Annotated in this window: 9 protein-coding genes and 1 pseudogene; 9 read left to right on the top strand and 1 reads right to left on the bottom strand. The window is 72.5% G+C overall.

All coding sequences use genetic code 11. The annotated features are described in order from the left end of the window. The first annotated feature begins 14 nt into the window (after window positions 1-14). The 8 genes from kynU (at window position 15) to ACFQ79_RS18710 (ending at window position 16,096) form a co-directional block, all read left to right on the top strand. Window positions 15-1,268, top strand: coding sequence for a kynureninase (gene kynU, locus ACFQ79_RS18745; protein ID WP_383584824.1), 1,254 nt, complete (start codon window positions 15-17; stop codon window positions 1,266-1,268). Window positions 1,269-1,389: 121 nt separating this feature from the next. Then, window positions 1,390-3,168 (top strand): hypothetical protein, encoded by a 1,779-nt coding sequence (locus ACFQ79_RS18740; RefSeq protein WP_383584717.1) that lies wholly within the window; start codon window positions 1,390-1,392, stop codon window positions 3,166-3,168. Between the two features lie 133 nt (window positions 3,169-3,301). Beyond that, on the top strand, window positions 3,302-4,792 hold the full coding sequence (locus ACFQ79_RS18735) for an amino acid permease (protein ID WP_383584715.1): 1,491 nt from the start codon (window positions 3,302-3,304) through the stop codon (window positions 4,790-4,792). Window positions 4,793-4,960: 168 nt separating this feature from the next. Continuing rightward, window positions 4,961-5,437: a hypothetical protein gene (locus tag ACFQ79_RS18730; protein ID WP_383584712.1), complete on the top strand. Its 477-nt coding sequence runs from the start codon at window positions 4,961-4,963 to the stop codon at window positions 5,435-5,437. Window positions 5,438-5,592: 155 nt separating this feature from the next. Then, window positions 5,593-8,196, top strand: coding sequence for a S8 family serine peptidase (locus tag ACFQ79_RS18725; protein WP_383584710.1), 2,604 nt, complete (start codon window positions 5,593-5,595; stop codon window positions 8,194-8,196). Continuing rightward, window positions 8,196-11,138, top strand: coding sequence for an FG-GAP repeat domain-containing protein (locus tag ACFQ79_RS18720; protein ID WP_383584707.1), 2,943 nt, complete (start codon window positions 8,196-8,198; stop codon window positions 11,136-11,138). Before ACFQ79_RS18725 ends, ACFQ79_RS18720 begins: the two co-directional genes overlap by 1 nt. 89 nt (window positions 11,139-11,227) lie before the next feature. Further along, window positions 11,228-14,605: an ATP-binding protein gene (locus ACFQ79_RS18715; protein ID WP_383584705.1), complete on the top strand. Its 3,378-nt coding sequence runs from the start codon at window positions 11,228-11,230 to the stop codon at window positions 14,603-14,605. A gap of 273 nt (window positions 14,606-14,878) precedes the next feature. Further along, a complete protein-coding gene (locus ACFQ79_RS18710; RefSeq protein ID WP_383584703.1) occupies window positions 14,879-16,096 on the top strand; it encodes an LCP family protein in 1,218 nt (405 codons plus the stop codon). A 173-nt stretch (window positions 16,097-16,269) separates the two neighbouring features. On the opposite strand, the gene ACFQ79_RS18705 is transcribed toward ACFQ79_RS18710, so the two are convergent. Beyond that, window positions 16,270-17,685, bottom strand: coding sequence for a carotenoid oxygenase family protein (locus ACFQ79_RS18705; RefSeq protein WP_383584821.1), 1,416 nt, complete (start codon window positions 17,683-17,685; stop codon window positions 16,270-16,272). A gap of 1,137 nt (window positions 17,686-18,822) precedes the next feature. Between ACFQ79_RS18705 and ACFQ79_RS18700 the strand changes: the two are divergent. Next, window positions 18,823-19,065, top strand: a pseudogene (locus ACFQ79_RS18700) (hypothetical protein); the annotation flags it as partial.

Below are 19,065 nucleotides of genomic sequence, written 5' to 3'. Positions count from 1 at the left end.
TTGGCGCGGCAGCCGTGGAGAAGCTCACCGCGGCACAGACCGAACACGCCGCCGCGCTGGACGCCGCCGACCCGCTCGCCCACGTCCGGGACCGCTTCCTCCTCCCCGAGGGGACCGTCTACCTCGACGGCAACTCCCTCGGCGCGCTGCCCGCCGCCGTACCCCCGGCCGTCGAGGACGCCGTGCACCGGCAGTGGGGAACCGACCTGATCCGCTCCTGGAACGCCAACGGCTGGTGGGAGGCACCGGTGCGGACCGGCGATGCCATCGGCCGGCTGATCGGCGCGGCTCCGGGCCAGGTCGTGGCCGGGGACTCCACCAGCGTGCAGCTGTTCAACACGCTGCTCGCCGCGGCCAGGCTGCGCCCCGGACGGCGGCTGCTCCTGACCGACCCCGACCACTTTCCCACCGATCAGTACATCGCCGACTCGGTCGGCCGGCTGCTGGACCTGGAGGTCCGCCGGGTACCCGCGCGCGAGGCGGCCGCGGTGCTCGCCGCCGAAGGAGCGGACGTCGCGGTCGCCGCCTACGCCCCGGTGGACTACCGCACCGGCGAGCTGTACGACATGGCGGCGCTCACCGCCGCCGCGCACGCCACGGGCGCCCTTGCGCACTGGGACCTGTGCCACGCGGCGGGCGCCCTGCCGATCGAACTCGACGCGACGGAGGCGGACTTCGCGGTCGGCTGCGGGTACAAGTACCTCTCGGGCGGACCCGGCGCTCCGGCCTTCGCCTACGTCGCCGCCCGCCACCAGCAGGCCTTCGACCACCCCGTCACCGGCTGGCACGGGCACGCGGAGCCGTTCGCCATGTCCGGTACGTACGCCCCCGCCGAGGGCATCACCCGGGCCCGCATCGGCACCCCGGCCCTGCTCTCCCTTGTCGCCCTGGAAGCGGCGCTGACGGCGTACGACGGCGTGGACATGGAGTCCGTACGTGCCAAGAGCCTCTCCCTCACCGGCTTCTTCCAGGAGTGCGCCGACTCCCTCCTCGACGGTCTCGGCTTCACCATGACCACCCCGCGCGAGCCCGGACGCCGCGGCAGCCAGGTCGCCCTGCGGCACCCGGAGGCGTACCCGCTGGTCGCCGCGCTCACCGCACGCGGCGTGATCGGCGACATGCGCGCCCCCGACCTCCTGCGCTTCGGCTTCAACGCCCTCTACCTCACCCACGCGGACGTTCTGCACGCCGTGCGCGAGCTGCGGGACATCGCGGTCACGGGTGCGCACCGGGCCGCCGCGTACCAGCAGCGCCCGACGGTCACCTGACCGCTTCGCACGAACACCCGGCTCGCGCGATCCCCGAGGTCACCGCAACCCGCCCGACCACCGCGCGACCGGCATCCCCTTCATACGTCCGTTCTCCGCCGCCGAGACCCTAGGACAGTCCATGCGATCACTCCGCACCAGAGCGACCCTGGCCACGGCCGTCGCCGCAGCCACCGCCGCGACCCTTCTCGTGCCGGGCAGTTCCGGCGCCACCACCGCGATCGTCACCGCGACCACCGCCGCCGATCCGAACATCCCGGAGGTCTGCGCCGACCGGCGCCCCGAACCGGCGGACCCCGGCGCGTACGGCATGCAGCTGGACGAAACCTTCCGCCACCCCGCCCTCACACCGGTCGACGAGGAGCACGAGCACGCGTTCCCCGGCCGAAACAAGGACTACGACACCCGCTCGTACATCAAGAACATGAAGGTCGAAGCCGCCTACGAGGGCGCGGACTTCACCCCCGACCACTTCCACACCTGGCAGAACATCGTCGACTTCGACGGCCGCCGCTACATGTTCCAGTACGACCGCTCCGAGGGCCGCGTCTACGACATCACCGACGTGAAGAAGGTGAAGGTCGTCGAGCGCATGAGCCGCCAGGACGTGGACGGCGACGAGACGCGGTCCAACGGCACCTGGGCGGCCAACGACTACTGGGGCGCCTCCACCATCCAGTGGAGCAAGAAGCTCGACGCCTACGTCATGGTGCAGAGCTTCGAGGACAAGCGGCAGATCCAGGAGCTCACGGACGACCCGGCGCACGACAAGTACAACAACCCGGAGGGCGTCAGGAAGCTGCGCGAGAAGCCCGGACTCAAGGGCTTCAAGGTCTTCCGGCTGGACGGCCCCCGCAAGAAGGACTGGAGACTCCTCGCGACCGTCTCCACCGACGCCACCCAGAAGGACCCGCTCGGGAGCGACCCCGGCACGGCACAGCAGGGCTCCGGTTCGCTCGACACGCCGTACTGGACCGGTCAGCGGTACATGTTCATCGCGACGGCGCCCGACGACACGTACTCCCGCACCGAGTACCCCACCAACCTGCACTCGGCCGGCTACCAGTCCTGGGACATGGCCGACCCGGCCCACCCGAAGCTGCTCGACACCTGGCACCTGCCGGGCCAGCGGACCGGCGAGGACGCGGCCTACCGCAAGAACCCGCGCTGCGGCAACCGCACCAGCTGGATGGGCGCGCGGATGCCGCTCTTCATCCCCAAGCCCGTGGAGCAGGGCGGCCGTTACGCGTTCGCGGCCATGGGCGGCTACGGCCTGACCGTCCTCGACATCTCGAACCCGGCCGACCTGAGGACCGTGAGCCACCTCGACCTGCCGCCGTCCGTCGCGGGCACCGAAGGCGACAACATCGACGTCTCGCAGTACGAGAGGACCGGGATCGTCTACTACTCCGGCTACCCCCTCACCGAGGACTGTTACGAGCCCTACAAGGACGTCTACCAGATCGACGCGAAGGACCCGAAGAACCCCCGTGTCGTGGGCGTCCTTCCGCGCCCGACCCCGCCCCCGTCGGCCGGCTTCACCGACTTCTGCCAGCGCCGCGGCAGCTTCGGCCCCAAGCGCACCGGCTCCTACACCAACCCGGGCCGGCACACCCCGGGCGTGCTCGGCTACGGCTTCTACAACGCGGGTGTCCAGTTCTTCGACGTCTCCGACCCGGCCGCGCCGAAGATCGACGCCTACTTCGTCCCGAAGGCGTACGGCAGCGACACCCCGGACTACGCGTACGGCAACCAGACCCACGGGGTGTACGTGGAGTGGGACCGCAACATCGCCTGGGTGCTGACCAACCACGGCATCTACGCGCTGTCCTCGCCGAAGGTCCTGGGCAGGCCCGACCTGAACCGGCCCGAGAAGCCCTTCCGCAACAGCGAGTTCTGACCCGCGGGCAGCGGCCCGCTGCCCGCGGCCCGCTGGCGGGGCCGGCCTCCGTCGGCCCCCTTGCCCCCCTCGCCCCCCTCCCGCCCCTCCACGGGACCTTCCCGCTCCGCCCCCGTACAGAAGGACTCCTGTCATGACCGCTTCGGAAAGACCCGCCCAGGGCCCCGCGTCGCCGCCCGCCTCGGCCGCCGCCTCCACGCCTTCCTCGGCATCCACCGCCACCTCGCCTTCCGGCGAGAACGGCCAGCCATCGAAGGGAACGGGCCTCGTCCGCTCCCTCACTCCCCGCCAGACGACGATGATCGGCCTGGGCTCCGCGCTCGGCACCGGCCTGTTCCTCGGCTCGGGATCGGCGATATCCGCCGCGGGCCCCGCGGTGATCCTCTCGTACGCCATCGGCGCCGTCCTGGTCGCGGTCATCGCCGTCCTGCTGGGCGAGATGTCCGCCGCGCATCCCGTCCAGGGCTCCTTCGGAGCCGTCGCCCACACGTACCTCGGCCCGTGGGCCGGCTTCGTCACCCGCTGGATGTACTGGTTCAGTGCGGTCGTCGTCATCGGTACGGAGGTCGTCGCCTCCGCGCTCTACATCCGCTGGTGGTGGCCGGGCGTGCCGATGTCGGCGGCCATCCTCGCCGTCGCCGCGGTGGTGCTCGCGGTCAACGTCATCAACGTCAAGTCCTTCGGCACCACCGAGTTCTGGCTGTCCACCATCAAGGTGACCGCCCTCTGCGCGTTCATCCTGTGTGCCGCGTTCCTCATCTTCTTCGGCCTGCCGGACACCGAGGCCACCGGCTTCGCGCACCTCACCGACGACGGCGGGTTCCTGCCACAGGGCGCCAAGTCCGTCTGGATCGCCATGTCCGTGGTGATGTTCGCGTACGCCGGATTCGAGGTCGTCGCCATCGCGTCGGCCGAGGCCACCGACCCGCAGCGGTCCATCCGCACCGCGATGCGCCAGCTCGCCTGGCGGCTCAGCGTCTTCTACGTCCTGGCGATCACCCTGGTCGTGGCCCTGATCCCGTGGCGGCGCCTGGCCGCAGGCGACGGCAGTGTCGAGGCGAGCCCGTTCGTGCGGGTCTTCTCCGACATCGGCGTCCCCGCCGCCGCGACCCTCACCAACGTCGTCGTGCTCATCGCGGCCGTCTCCGCCGCGAACGCACATCTGTACGGTGCCTCCCGCCTCCTGCACTCCCTCGGCGACGACGGCCTCGCCCCGGCGCCCCTGGCCCGCCTCACCTCACGCGGTGTCCCGGCCAACGCCCTGGCCGCCTCCACCCTGGGAATCGCGGCCGCCGCGCTGCTCGCCTTCTACGACATCGGCGGCATCTTCGGCATCCTGATGTCGATCGCCCTCTTCGCGGTGCTGCTCGTCTGGCTGTTGATCCTCGCCTCGTACATCGCCTTCCGGCGGCACCGCGACTCGCACCCCGAGGACTTCACGGGGTTCAGCGTCCCCGGGGGCAGCAAGCTGGCCGTCGTGGCCGGGGTGGGCGTGCTGGCCGTCGCCGCCACCGCGGTCGAGGTCCCGGACATGCGCCAGGCGGCCGGCATCGGTCTCGCCTTCACCGTCGTCCTCCTCGGCTGCTACGCCCTGACCTCGTTTCGCCGGGCCCGGCGGACCTGAGCAACGACGGACCGGGACTCCGGCCCGCCGTCATCGAGGGGAGGCGCGCCGGAGTCCGTCACTCCGGCCTCCTGACACCCGGCCCGGCCCGTGGAACGGCAGCAGCCACCCACGGGCCGGGCCGCCCGCGAGAGTCCCTGTCGGATGCGGCCGCTAGCGTGTGCGCTCATGTCCGACATCTATGAGCTCACGCTCACCCTCGACCTGCGCGACGAGCTGACCGGGGACGAGCTCGCCGAGCTCCGATGGCACCTCGGACTCGGCCCCGAGCCGGAGACCCTCCGCATCGTGACCGAGTTCCCCTTCTGGGAGGAGGACGACGACGGCGAGTTCGTCCTCGAGAGCCGTCCTCAGCCCCTCCTGAGCTGTCACGGCGAGGCGCTCAAGGTGGACGGCGCACTCGTCTCGGTCCTCCTCCGCCGGGAGCGCACCGGATCCGGAGCATGGGCTCTGACCAGTCGTCAGGAGATCCACCCCGACGAGTTCGACCTCACGGGCGAACTCGTCAGCTGGCTTGCGACCAAGGCCGGCGAGGGCCACCGACGCTTCGACGGCGGTGTGGACGTGGGATGGACGCGGTTCCATGAGTCACGGCAGGCCGAGCCGTTGGTGGTGCGTGACGGTGAGGTCAGCTGGCCGTCGTAGCGGACGGGGATCGATGTCACCGGGCGCTGGTCCCGCCGCCTGGTGCGCGAGCACAAGAACAGCAGGCCAGACGTCCTGGTCGAGCGCTGTAATTCCCGAGTAACGGCGGTTCTCTAGCGTCCGGGCTCCCCGAACCTTCCCGGAGGAGCACCCCGATGCACCTGCCACGATCCCCCCTGCGCAGATCCGCCGCCTGGGCGGCGGCCGCTCTGGTCGCCGCCGCCGCACTGACCGGCCCGCCCGCCGTCGCGGCCGACGTCGAGCCGACCGCCACGGTGGACGCCGCCCTGCTCGACGCCGTGGACGAGGGCGGTGAGGCATCGTTCTTCGTCGTACTCAAGGACCAGGCCGACCTGTCCGGAGCCAAGAAGCAGAAGACGCACGCGGCGAAGGCGAAGGCCGCGTACAAGGAGCTGCGCGCGCACGCCGAGTCCAGCCAGCGCTCATTGACGGCCTTCCTCGACAAGGAGAAGGTCGGGCACGAGGAGTACTGGATCGCCAACGCCGTCAAGGTGCGGGGCGGCCAGGACCTCGTGGAGCGGCTCGCGAAGCGTCCGGACGTCGCCTCGATCGTCAAGGAGCAGCACTACGCGCTCGACGGCGTCGAGTCCGCCGACAGCAGGATCACCACGACGCGCACGGCCCCGTCCGGCACTGGCGCGGTGACCGCCGGTGCCGTGGCCGCCGGTGCCGTGACCGCCGGTGCGGAGACCGCCCCTGAGTGGGGCATCGCCGACATCAACGCCGACGACGTCTGGAACGGCTACGACGACCGCGGCGAGGGCATCGTCATCGCCAACGTCGACTCCGGCGTCCAGTACGACCACCCGGACCTGGTCGCCCAGTACCGCGGCAACAACGGCAACGGCGGCTTCACCCACGACTACAACTGGTACGACCCGACCGGCGAGTGCGGCACCACCGCCGTCCCGTGCGACAACAACGGTCACGGCACCCACACCATGGGCACGATGGTCGGCAGGAACGGCGTCGGTGTCGCGCCGAACGCCAAGTGGATCGCCGCGAAGGGCTGCGAGTCGTCCTCCTGCTCGGACGAGTCCCTCCTCGCCGCCGGCCAGTGGATCCTCGCGCCGACCGACCACAACGGCCAGAACCCGCGCCCCGACCTCGCGCCGCACATCGTCAACAACTCCTGGGGCGGCGGCGACACGACGTTCTACCAGGACATCGTCGAGGCATGGGCCGCCGCCGGCATCTTCGAGGCCTTCGCCGCGGGCAACGACGGTGACGGCACGAGCTGCTCCACCGCGCACGCCCCCGGCTCGCAGGCCCCGGCCTACGGCGTCGGCGCGTACGACGCCTCGGGCAAGATCGCGAACTTCTCCGGCTTCGGTCCGTCCCTGGTCGACGGCTCGATGAAGCCGAACATCTCGGCTCCGGGCGTCAACGTCCGCTTCACCTGGCCGGGTTCGTCGTACAACACCATCAACGGTACGTCGATGGCGACGCCGCACGTCGCGGGCGCGGTCGCCCTGCTCTGGTCGGCGGCCCCCTCGCTCATCGGCAGGATCGACGAGACCCGGGCGCTCCTCGACCAGGGCGCCCGCGACGTCGACGACACCCACTGCGGCGGCACCGCCGGCATGAACAACGTCTGGGGCGAGGGCAAGCTCGACATCCTCGCCTCCGTCGACAGGGCCCCGCACACCGCCGTGACGGTCACCGGCAAGGTCACGGACAAGGCCACCGGCGCCGCCCTCTCCGGCATGAGCGTCAAGGCCACGAGCGTCGCCTCCGGCGCGCGTACGGTCACCACTGGCGGCGACGGCACCTACCGCCTGTCGCTGGCCCCCGGTACGTACGACTTCGCGCTCAGCGGCTACGGCTACGCGCCGCAGGCCGTCTCCGGTGTCCAGCTCACCACCGGCGTGCCGCTCACCCAGGACTTCGCCCTGACCGCGGCCCCCTCGCACAAGGTCTCCGGAACCGTCCTCGACGTCACCGGCAAGGCGCTGCCGGGTGCGACGGTCGAGCTGAACGGCTCGCCGCTCCCCGCCGTCACCACCGACGCCAAGGGCGGGTACGCCTTCGCCAAGGTCGCCGAGGGCTCCTATGGCCTGATCGTGAAGCCCGCCGCCCCGGTCCTGTGCAACGGCGTCCACAACGGCACCGCGACCGTCGGCACCGCAGACCTGACCCAGGACGTACGGGTCCCGCACCGCACCGACAAGGCGGGCAACAGCTGCGCCCCGGTGGCGTACACGTGGATCGCCGGCTCCAAGAAGGTCGCGCTGAGCGGTGACGAGGACTCGGCCAAGATCACCCTGCCCTTCCCGGTGAAGCACTACGGCGTCTCGTACACCTCCGCCTCGGTCACCACCGACGGCCTGCTCAACTTCCTGTCCGCGCGCGTCGGCGACTACAGCAACACCGCTCTGCCGACGACCGGCGCGAACGGCGTCAGGGGCGTCATCGCCCCGCTGTGGGACGACCTGACGCTGGACCGGAAGTCGTCCGTGCAGACCGCCACCACCGGCACCACCGGCAACCGCAGATTCGCCGTCGTCTGGAACGACGCCGCCTACGCCGACGGCACGTCGGGCCGCTCCACCTTCGAGATCGTCTTCGACGAGGCCACCGGCGCGGTGACCCTGCAGTACAAGTCGGTCGCGGACAAGGGCGCGGGCGCCACCGTCGGCATCGCCGACCAGTCGGGCGCCGACGCCCTTCAGTACGCCTACAACCAGCCGGTCCTCACCGCGGGCACCGCCGTCCGCATCTCGCAGGGAGCCAAGTGATGAGAACGCACCTCTCTCGGCGGGGCATGCGACTCGCCTCCGCCCTGGTCGCGGCGGGTCTGTGCCTGAGCGCCGCCCCGCTCGCCCAGGCCGCCGACGACAGCGGCCCGGTGATGCGGCTGAGCAGCACCGAGGCCGAGACGCTGGCCGCCCACGCCGCACTCGACCCGTACGAGGGCGCCACCACCGACAGCGCCGACAGCGTCGTCGGCCCGGAGGACGACGGCGCCCCCAAGGCGGCCACCGACAGCCTCGCGGCCGACGCGGCCACCGACGCCGTCGACCCGAAGACCAAGGTCACGATGACCGCGAAGTCCACGCTGGAAGGCGTGCGCGGCATGGGCGCCACGGTGCCGATCGGCACCAAGGGCGACTACTTCACCGTCAACAGCATGGGGTACGTGCAGCGCCACGCCGCCGACGGCAGCGAGACATGGGCGCGCACCGGCAGTTCCTTCTTCACCGACTGGCAGGTCAAGCCCACCCAGGTCTGGCGGGTGGAGCCGTACCCGGCGCAGATCCTGATGGGCTACAACGCGGTCTCGCCGTTCTCGGCCAACTCCGACTCCGGCTACTCCACGGGTGATCTGACCGGTGACGGCAGCCCGGACCTGGTGTTCTCCGCGCAGGTGGGTACGACCCCGTACCCGCGTCCGTTCGTCGTACCGGGCTCGACCCTGAACACCGGTACGTTCGTCACCGTCCTCGACGGCAGGACCGGCCGGACGGTGTGGTCCAAGCTGTACAACCGCGCCTCCCTGGTGAAGATCGTCGACGGCACCCTGCTGGTCGCCGACGCGCCCCGGATGAGCGGTGACCCGCGCGTCCCGGCCGCGGCCACCATGACGCTGACCGGCATCCGCTTCACCTCCGCCGACGACGGCACGTTGTCACCGGCGCAGACCTGGACGTACGACACCGGAGAGGCCAGGCGGGCCAACTGGGGCGACATCCAGGACCTGGGCAAGGGCAAGGTCGTCGTGTCCTGGAACCTGGCCAAGGCCACCGGTGTCGCGGGCCGGGGACGCACCCTCGTCCTCGACACGGCGGACGGCTCGGTGACCTGGCAGACCGACAGCATGCTGTACGCCCGTCAGCTGCGAGTGGACGCCGGCCGCAGGCGGATCGTCGCGATCGAGCAGGCGGACGCCACCGACGCCGTACGGTACGAGGTCGCCGCGTACGACCTGAGGAACGGGCTGCGCGCGACGCTGGACAGCCGCGAGAACGTGGTGCCCACCGCCCTGACCGTCGGCGACCTCGGCGCGCAGGAAGGTGCCGAGTACGCCGTCGCGGAGTCCTCGCTCGACGAGAACCTGTGGATCAACGCCAGCACCGTCCGCGCGGTCGACGGCACCGACGCGGCCAAGGTCCTGTGGTCGAGCACGGTCAAGCGCGACGCCGGCAACGGCAAGGACGGCCCCAGCGTCTGGAGCCTGCGAGTCGCCGACGGCTCCCTGGTCGCCTCCGCCCAGCACGACCACGGCATGGGCGAACCGGAGAACCGCGGCGGCCTGCGCTACGCCTCGCTGACCGTGTTCTCCGGCAGGGGCGCCGTCGCGTGGCAGTCGAAGGGTGTCGCCGCCGCGCCGATGTACCAGGACGTCTTCACCGACGGCCGGGGCAGCCACGTGCGCGTCATCGACCAGTCGCAGAACATCCGCACGTTCAGGCTGGGCAACGGCAAGGCGGAGAGCGTCACACCGCTGCAGGCCGACATCTCCTACGCCGAGTCCGCCGACCTGGACGCGGACGGCACGTCCGACCTGATCATGGGCGGTTCGTCGAACGGCGTGTGGGCCTACTCGGGTCCGTCCCTCGTCGACGGCGGCAAGCCGCGGAAGCTGTGGCAGGCCACCGTCGCGGGCTCGGTCCACGACATCCGGACCGGCGACGTCAACGGTGACGGCAGGCCCGAGATCGTGGTCGCGGCCGACACAGCGACGGTCGTCCTCAACGGGCGTACCGGCAGGACGCTCGCGACCATCAAGGCCCCCGAGGGCCAGTTCGTCCGCTCGACGACGCTGGCCGACCTGAACGGTGACGGCGAGCTGGACCTCCTCGTCCCGACGGACGCGCTGCGCGCCTACCACGGCGACGGCCACGCCCTGTGGACGTACAGCGCCCCCGCCGATGCCGGCGACGTGCGTTTCGCCGACCCTTCGGTGAACGACGGCCGGGTGTACGCCTCGTACGCCTCCCTGAACGCCTTCGAACTCGACGCCCCGGTGACGAACGCGGTCGCGCTGAACGCCGCCGACGGCAAGGTCCGCTGGTCGGCGGCACCGAAGGCCCCCGACACGGCGGTCGGCGGCATCCGCACCGCCATCCCGAACGAGGGCGTCTTCGCCTCCTCGGAGATCCCCTACGCCGACGGGCACGCGGTCATCTACCTGTGGGCGGTCAGCGCGCCCATCAAGTGGGACACCGACGCGCTCAGCCCGCAGAACTTCTTCGAGATCCGCGACGGCCGCACCGGCGAGGTGCTGCACTCCGGGCTCGCGGGCGGCCTGTGGACGCACAACAGCTACTTCGCCAAGGACGGGGAGCTGTACGAGGGCGGCACGTCGTCGTTCCGGCGGTACCGGGCGAACGGCGACGACACGACGCAGCTCGTCACACCGCAGTCGTACGGCGGTGGCTTCCTGACCGGTCCCGGTGGACGTCAGCTCCTGGTGGCCGGTGCCGAGGCCGGACTGTACCTCTGGGACCCGAGTGCGCTCGACTCCGAGGACACCTGGGCTCCGTCCGTGGGCAGCATCGGCACCCTCATGGGCGCCCGCAACCACTTCGCGGCCGACCTCGACGGTGACGGCGTCGACGAGGTGCTCACCCTCAACGGCGACGACTCCGGCCGGGACCGCACCGTCGGCCAGTTCGGCGGCGGGTACTACCTCCCCGACAACGGCATCCACCAGGTCACCACGTACAAGCTCTCCTGAGCACCCACTGACGTGAACCGCTGATCCGAGGGCCCTCCGGGCACACCGCCCAGGGGGCCCTCGGCATGCTCGGTTACAGTGGCGCCCTCATGAGCGGACGACAGGCGAACCGGGCGGAACCTTCCGCTCCACTGCTTCGCCTGCACCTTTTCAGCGGGTTTCGCGCCACCCGCGACGATGGACCCGCCCTCGCCGAACGCTGGCCGCGGCCCGGCGCCCGCACCCTGGTCAAACTGCTCGCCGTCACGCCCGGCCACCGGCTCCACCGGGACCAGGCCGTGGACGTCTGCTGGCCCGATGTCGATCCACAGGCCGCCCTGCGCAGCCTGCGGGTCGCCCTGCACGCCGCGCGCCACGCCCTCGAACCGGAGCTGGCCCCGCGTGCCGCGTCCTCGTACCTGGTGTCCGACGGCTCGCTCCTGCTGCTCGACCCGCGGACCGTGTGGATCGACACCGACCACGCCGAACAGACGGCACTGGCCGCGCTGGCCTCCGGGGACGCCGCAGCGCTCGCCGACGCGGCAGGGCGGTTCACCGGCGAGCTGCTGCCGGAGGACCGGTACGCGCGGTGGGCCACGAGCCGCCGGGACCGGCTCTCCGGGCTCCGGGAACTGGTGCTGCTCGCGCTCGCGAAGGCCCAGCTCGCGGCCGACGCGCACCAGGAGGCGGCTGCCACGGCCGAGCAGGTCCTGACGGACAACCCGGTCGAGGAGGCCGCCCACCGGATCCTGATGGAATCGTTCCTGCGCCGTGGACTGCGGCGGCTCGCACTGCGCCAGTACCACGTGTGCCGGGAGGCGCTCGACGCCGAGCTGGGGGTGCGGCCGGGGCCCGAGACGGAGCGGCTGCACCGGATGGCACTCACCGACGCCCCTGGGCCATCCCTCTCCCCGCCGTCGCTGCCCGTGTCGCTGCGGACCCCGGCCGCGGCGCCGCTGCGCGGCCGCGACAAGGCGCTCGCACGGCTGCGCGCGACCGACGGGCCACCGGTGACGCTGCTCACCGGCGAGGCGGGCGTCGGCAAGACCAGCCTGGCCCGCGAGGCGGCACTGCAGGCCGCACGGTCCGGGGCCGCCGTGCTGTGGGGCGGCGGACACGACGCTGAGGGGCACACGCCGTACGGGGCGTTCGCCGAGGCGCTGGACGGATGGCTGGCCGGCCGGGACGCGGCGGAGCGCGCCCGGGTGGGCGCCGAGCATCCCGAACTGGCCGCGTTCCTGCCGTCGCTGGGGCGGGTACGGGCCGAAGTCGAGCGCAGCCCCGAGGACGAGCGGGACCGGCTGTTCCGGGCCGGCGCGGCCCTGCTCGGCGAACTGGCCGCAGCGCGCCCGGTGCTGGTGGTCCTGGACGATCTCCACGCGGCCGACACCGGCTCCTACCAACTGCTCGGCCATCTGGCCCGACGCGCCGCGGAGCGCCGGACGGCGCTGCGGTTCCTGGTGACGTACCGGGAGGAGGAACTCCCCGAAGGCGACCCGCGCCGCTCGGTCATGGCCTCGCTGACGCGCCAGCGTCTCGCCGTACGCGAGGAGTTGGGGCGCCTCGACAAGCAGGCGTGCCTTGCGGTGCTGCGCGACGCGGCCGTGGACGTCGCGCGCGACGAACGGGCCCACCGGGTGTGGGAGCTCTCGCTCGGCAACCCGCTGTTCGCCCTGGAGCTCGCACGCGGCCTGACGGACGACAGCTCTGACAACGTTGCCCCCGAGGGGGTGCGCGAGCTGGTGGCGGACCGGCTCCTGCGGCTCGACACGGACGCGCGCCGCGTCGTCGAGGCGCTCTCGGTGGCCGGCGGGGAGGCGGCGCTGACCGAGCTCCTCGACGTGGCCGAGCACGGGCTGCACCCGCCGGTGTCCGGCGCCGCGGCGGCCGACGCGCTGGAGCGGGCCATCGCCGCCTCGCTCGTCGACGAACGGCAGGTGGTGGTGGCCGGGCGGCCCGAGGCAGGGATGGCCTTCCGGCATCCGCTGGTCCGCCTCACCTGCTACGAGCAGCTGTCGGCGGTCCGCCGCCGCGGACTGCACGCCGCTTTCGCCCAGGCGGTCCTGCGCCGTCGCCCGGACGCCGTCGACGCGCTCGCCTCGCACTTCGCCCGCGCGGACGACGCCCGCGCGGCCGCGTACCTGCGCCGCGCCGCCGAACGCGCCGCCGCGCTGTACGCCAACGACACCGCCGACCGCTACTACCGCGACCTCGTCGCCCGCCTCGACGTCGACGCCGCCCGCGCCCGGCTCGCCCACAGCCATGTCCTGCGCAGGATGGGACACTTCGAGGAAGCCGCCGAGGTACTCCGGCGCGCCCTGGCCGAGTTCGAGCGGCGCGGCGACCACGACGACGCGGTGCTCGCTGCGGCACTGCTCGCCGAAGCCATGGCAAAGACCCGCGCGCCCGAAGCGGGGCGCCGCATGCTGCGCGCGCACCCGGTGACCGTGGCCACCGCGCCGGAGCCCGCCGCCAGTCACTTCCTCGCCCTGACCGTCGTCCGCTGTGTCCAGGGCCGTTACGCGGCGGGAGCCGAAGCGGCCCGGCACGCCCTCGCGGCCGCGCGGAACGTACCGGGCACCCGCGGGCAGGGTCTGACGGCCCGGGCCTTCGCGCTGCAGGCTGCCAGCCTCGGGCTCGCCGGCCGCCTCGACCAGGCCCGCGCGGCGGGGGACCAGGCACTGGCACCGGCCGAGGCCTACGGGGACCCGACGCTGCTCGGCTCGGTCCTGTCGACGCTGCGTGAGAACGCGCGGAGGGCGGGCCGGCTGCACGAGGCCGTCCTCATCGGCACCCGTGCACTCGCCCTGGCCGAGCAGTCCGGAGACCCCGTCGCCGCCGCGTTCGAACGCGCCAACCTCGCCGAACTCCGGCTCCTGCTCGAAGAGCCCGAGCAGGCCCGAGCCCTGGCCGAACAAGCCGTCTCGGGCGCCGAGGCGTACGACGCCTGGTGCCTCCCGCACGCCCTCGCGACGATGGCCCGCGTACAGGTCTTCCTGGGAGAGATCCAGCAGGCCGCGGTCTTCGTGGACCGCGCGGAAGGGGTCGCCACCGCACTCGGCGACCGGCAGGCGGAGCACGAGGTGCGCACCGCACGCGCCGAACTGGCCCTGTCCACGCACAGCGCGGACGACGCGCTGCGCGCCCTGGACGGGCACGCGGACGACGCACCCGTCCTGGCCGCCTGGGCGGAACTCCTGTCGGGGCGGCCCGACACCGCGCAGCGCCTCGCGCGCGCGGAGGTGGCACGAGCCGAACGCACGGGGGAGCGACTCGCCGAGGTGGAGGCACGGATCGCCCTGGGCACGTCCCTGACCCGCCTCGCCCGGGCAACGGAGGGCGCACGGGAACTGAACCGGGCCGAGTCGTCCGCCGAGTCCCTGCCGTATCCGGCGGGAACCCGCCGGGCGGCATGGGCCAGGGGCCTGCCGGACGGGACCGGGAGCACCGATCCCACGGCACGCACACCGCGTGACGGACGGCGATGACACGGTTCGGCCGGCAGGAAGCACGGCCGTGTGGGGCTCATGCGCGCCACGGCCGGAACGGCTGCGGCGTGTGAGCGGGGACGAGTCGGCCGCTGCCGCTAGCGTCGGGGTCCGAATCGCGGAACCGACGCCGTCCGTGGGTGCCGGGCCGCGTCGACCATCCCGGGAGTGAGCGTGTTCCGTCCTGTCACCGCTGTGACCCTGGCCGCGACGATCGTGTCCGGTGCGGCGTGGGCTGGAGTCTCCTCGGCCCCTCCGGCGGGGGAGAGGGGGATGAACATCCTGGTCGTCGGCACCGACAGCCGGGCCGGCCTGTCGAAGGCAGAGAAGAACCGGCTGCACGTCGGCGGCGCGGGGTGCAACTGCACGGACGTGATGATGCTCGTCCATCTGTCCCGAGACGGCCGACGCGCCAGCGTGGTCTCGATCCCCCGGGATTCCTATGTCGCCTACGCCGATGCCGCAGGGACCCGAGCCAAGATCAACGGCGCGTACAAGCGTGGGGCCGGCCCGCTGACGGTCAAGACCGTCGAGAAGGCGACCGGACTGCGGATCGATCACTTCCTGGAGACCGGGTTCACCGGCTTCGAACAGACCGTCAACGGTCTCGGCGGGGCGACCATCTGCACCGACAAGACACTGCGCGACGAGAACTCAGGACTCGACCTCACCCCCGGTTTCCACAACGCCGACGGAAACCGGACCTTGCGCTACGTCCGAGCCCGCCACATCGAACGGTCCGGCGACCTCGGACGGATGCGACGCCAGCAGCGGACCGTATCCGACCTGCTCAAGAGCCTCACCCTGGAAGGCGCCCTGGCCGACCCCGCCGCCGCGACCCGAACCGTCCGCACCCTCCTGACATCCGTGCGCCCCGGCCCGAACACGGACGAAGCCGATCTCATCCGCATCGCACTCGCACTGGGCCGCCTCGACGCCGCCCGCACCGAATTCGCCACCGTCCCGCTGCGCCTGTTCGACCACCGGGTCCCCGGAGTGGGCTCCACCCTCGTCTGGCACGAGGAACGCTCCCGAGCTCTGTGGGAGGCACTCGCGGCCGACCGCCGGATCACCGGCGACCGGCGCATCCAGCCCGCCCCCGAGACGCCGGCCCCCACCAACCCCGCCGGAATCAAGGTGCGGGTGGACGAGGCCACCGTGGCCGCCGCGCTGCGTTCAGGAGGATTCGTCGTCACCGACACCTCCGCCTCGGCCCCGCAGACCCGCCCCGCCGGACCGCCGGTCATCCGCTACGCACCCGGCCGGGAGAGCGACGCCGCGACGCTCGCGGCAGCGCTGCCCGCCGCACGCCGACAGGTCGTTCCCGGCCACGACGCCCACCTCGACGTCACCGTCGGCACCCGCCCCGTCCACGCCAAGACGGTCACCTACGACCGCAATGTCATCGACGGCGCCCCTACGACCGGCGACCGCCTCGGCTGCCTGACCGACAGCCGGCGGAACACACAAGCTCCCACCACCGCCCACTGAGGCTCCCGGCTGAGGGGCGCCGGCTCAACCCGCGCCCCGCCCCACTGGCGGACCTCTGTGCAGGCGATGCGGGCACAAGGGCGGGAGCGGGCGGGCTCGCGCTCGTCGCGACGATGGAGAGCCGGCGGCAGCGGCGCGCGCCCTCGTTCACCGTCAGCGACCCCCGGGCTCCGTCACGTCACCGGGGGCGGCGCACCCTGCTCGGTGGCACGGCCGCCTTCGGTGGGCAGCCAGCAGCCGTGCAGACCGAGCGGGACCCGGACGGGGATGCGGGCGCGAGCCACCGGCCCGGAGGCGGGGTCCTCGGCGGGCACGACCAGGAACCAGCTCGACCCGTCGGTGCGGTCGGTGGCGAAGGTGAGCCAGTAGCCGCGCTCCTCGGAGTCGGTACCCGGCTCGGGGGCGAAGACCGGTTCGCCGACCGACAGGTCCCCGGCGTCCCAGACCCGGGCGGCCCCCGTCCGCACGTCGTGGAAGCGCACGGCGTCGTACTCACCCGACAGCAGGTCCGTCCGTCCGGTCGAGGTGGCCAGAGCGGCGTACCTGTGGCGACGGCCGATGAGGCGGTCGTCGATGCGAGGGAACTCCACCCGGGAGTCGTCCAGCAGGGTGCGGGTCATGGTCCCTGCCGCGGGGTCGATGAGCGCCCGCGCCAGACCTCCGCTGACCGGGTCCTGCGCCGCCCCCGGTGCGCGGCCGACGGTCAGCCGGCTCCACTGCACGTAGTCCAGGACCACCGGGGCGTCCGCGCCGGGGCCGTCGTCGTAGGCGTTCACGGTGTGCCAGAGCCAGAACGCCTCGTCGGCCGCCCAGCGCGGCGGCCCGCCGTCGCGGGGGATCAGGACCACGCGGGTACCCCGCTCTGGCCGCCAGGCCAGGAACGAGCCGCCCGCCATCGCCGCGTCCAGGTCGAAGAAGGCGGGCGCGAGGACCAGGACGGCGTAGCGGCGGGTCAGGGCCATGTCGTGGATCATCATCGGCTCGTCCACGCCGTCGACGAGGGTGGGCCCGCGCGTGACGGTGCCGTCGGGGCCGATCACCGACCAGGTCAGGTACGGCGGCTCCAGGCCGTAGCAGAAGACGACCATCTCGCCCGTGACCGGGTCGGTCTTCGGGTGCGCGGTGATCCCCTTGGGCAGGGCCCCTTCGAAGTCCTCGCGGCCGAGGGTCTCCAGCCCGGCGCCGATCCGGTACGGGCAGTCCGACTCGGCGAGGGCCAGCAGCCGGCCCCCGTGCCGTACGACGTTGATGTCGGGCAGCTCCCGGAAGGTGCCGGCGAGCTCCGGTCCGACCTGCTCGGCATCCGGCAGGATCATGGACTCCAGGCCGCCCCACAGGGCCCGCCCCGCCCGTTCCTCGGCCTCCAGAGCGGGGGTGCGCACGAAGCGGTTGCGGTAGCGGGCGCGGCCCTCGGAGAGCCACACCCCGTGCAGCATTCCGTCGCCGTCGATGGGGTACAGGTACGAGCCGATCGGCGTGAAGCGGGGATTGGGCCCGTTGCGCAGGTACAGGCCGTCCAGGGAGGCCGGGATCTCGCCCTCGGCCTCCAGCTCGGCGGCGTCGACCTCCTCGGTCACCGGCGCGAACATGCCCAGCAGGTGGGGGACGCGGGTGGGGTCGAATCGGGGCGGTGTGTGCGTGTTCACGAAACCTCCCGGAGCGCGGGTGCGGCACCCTTCCAGCACCTTCCAGCACCTTCCAGTGAAACCCGGCACGGACCTCGGTGCCAGCGCCCGGCGGAGAGGCGTGCGGTCCTGCACACGCCTCTCCACGGCTGGCCGCCTCATGCCCCGTGAAGAAGCTCGAACCCCGGCCGAAGCGTTCGTAGGGGTGTGGCCAGGTGGCGATGCGTTCACCCCGATGGCAGGCGGCACGTCCCGTATCCGTGACTCGCCGGGCTCATGATCGTTACCCGCAGTGGCAGCTCCGAGAGGCAGTGGTTCAACCGCCCTCTCGCGCCCTGAACGCGCGTCCGACGTCAGGCCGTCACCGGGAGGAACGACGAGTGGGTGGCTGGATCAGCATCGGTCTCGGGGCTGCGGCGGCACTGTGCCCGCTGCCGCACCACGGAGACGTGTCCGTCGTCATGGACCACTCACCCACCCACGATCACCTGGTGGTGTGTGCCCCGGACGTATGGGTCGGCATGGGCTACGGCGACGGGGCGACGGAAGCCCCGCACCCCACGTGCGCTCCGACGCCCCCGTCGCCCACGGCGTCACCTCCGCCGTCGCCCACGGCTCCGCCTCCTCCGTCGCGGCCGTCACCACCGCCTCCGTCCCTGTCGGTCCCCGAGCCGGCGCCGCCGAGGCCCTCCGCGCCGGCGCCACCGGAAGCCGCTCGGGAACCCGCTGTTGCGGAACCCACGGTTTCGGAACCGGCCGCCCCGGCACCCCCGGCACCCGGCCCCGTGTGGGCACCGCAGGCGCCCCAGGAGCCGAGCATCACCACCCCCGCTCCGGCGCCCAAGGAGTTCCGGTGGGAGCCGCGCTCGCACTACACGGGGGGTCCGTCCCGTCCCGCTCCGGCCAAGCTCTCGATGACCATGTCCACGGTCGTGATCACCCTGCCGGCTGTTCTGGCCGCGGCCGCCCTGCGGCCCGGGTCGCGTCGCCGCGGCCGCGGCTGACCGTCCGCCTCTCGTCCGGCCGCCGGGCCCTTGACCGGCCCGGCGCGTCCGCCCCCGTATCTCATACACATCGCCTCGCTCGTCATGGAGTTGTGCAATGCCGGAATGGCTCGTCTATGCCCTGGCCTCGGTCCTGGTCTGCGTTCTCGTCGTCACGGCGACCGTCCTGCGGCACCGCCGCGTGGCCGTCGACGAAGACACCTCCGAGACACCGGACGTGCTGGAGTACATGGTCATGATGGTCGGCGTCGTGTACGCCATCGTGCTCGGACTGGCGATCGCCGGCGTGTGGGAGGCCCGTACCGCGGCCGAGGACACCGTCCAGCGCGAGGCCCAGGCC

Source organism: Streptomyces sp. NPDC056480 (genome assembly GCF_042795405.1).
Classification (GTDB): Bacteria; Actinomycetota; Actinomycetes; order Streptomycetales; family Streptomycetaceae; genus Streptomyces.
Note: the sequence above shows the minus strand (reverse complement) of the source record. Positions and strands in the feature narration are given on the sequence as shown.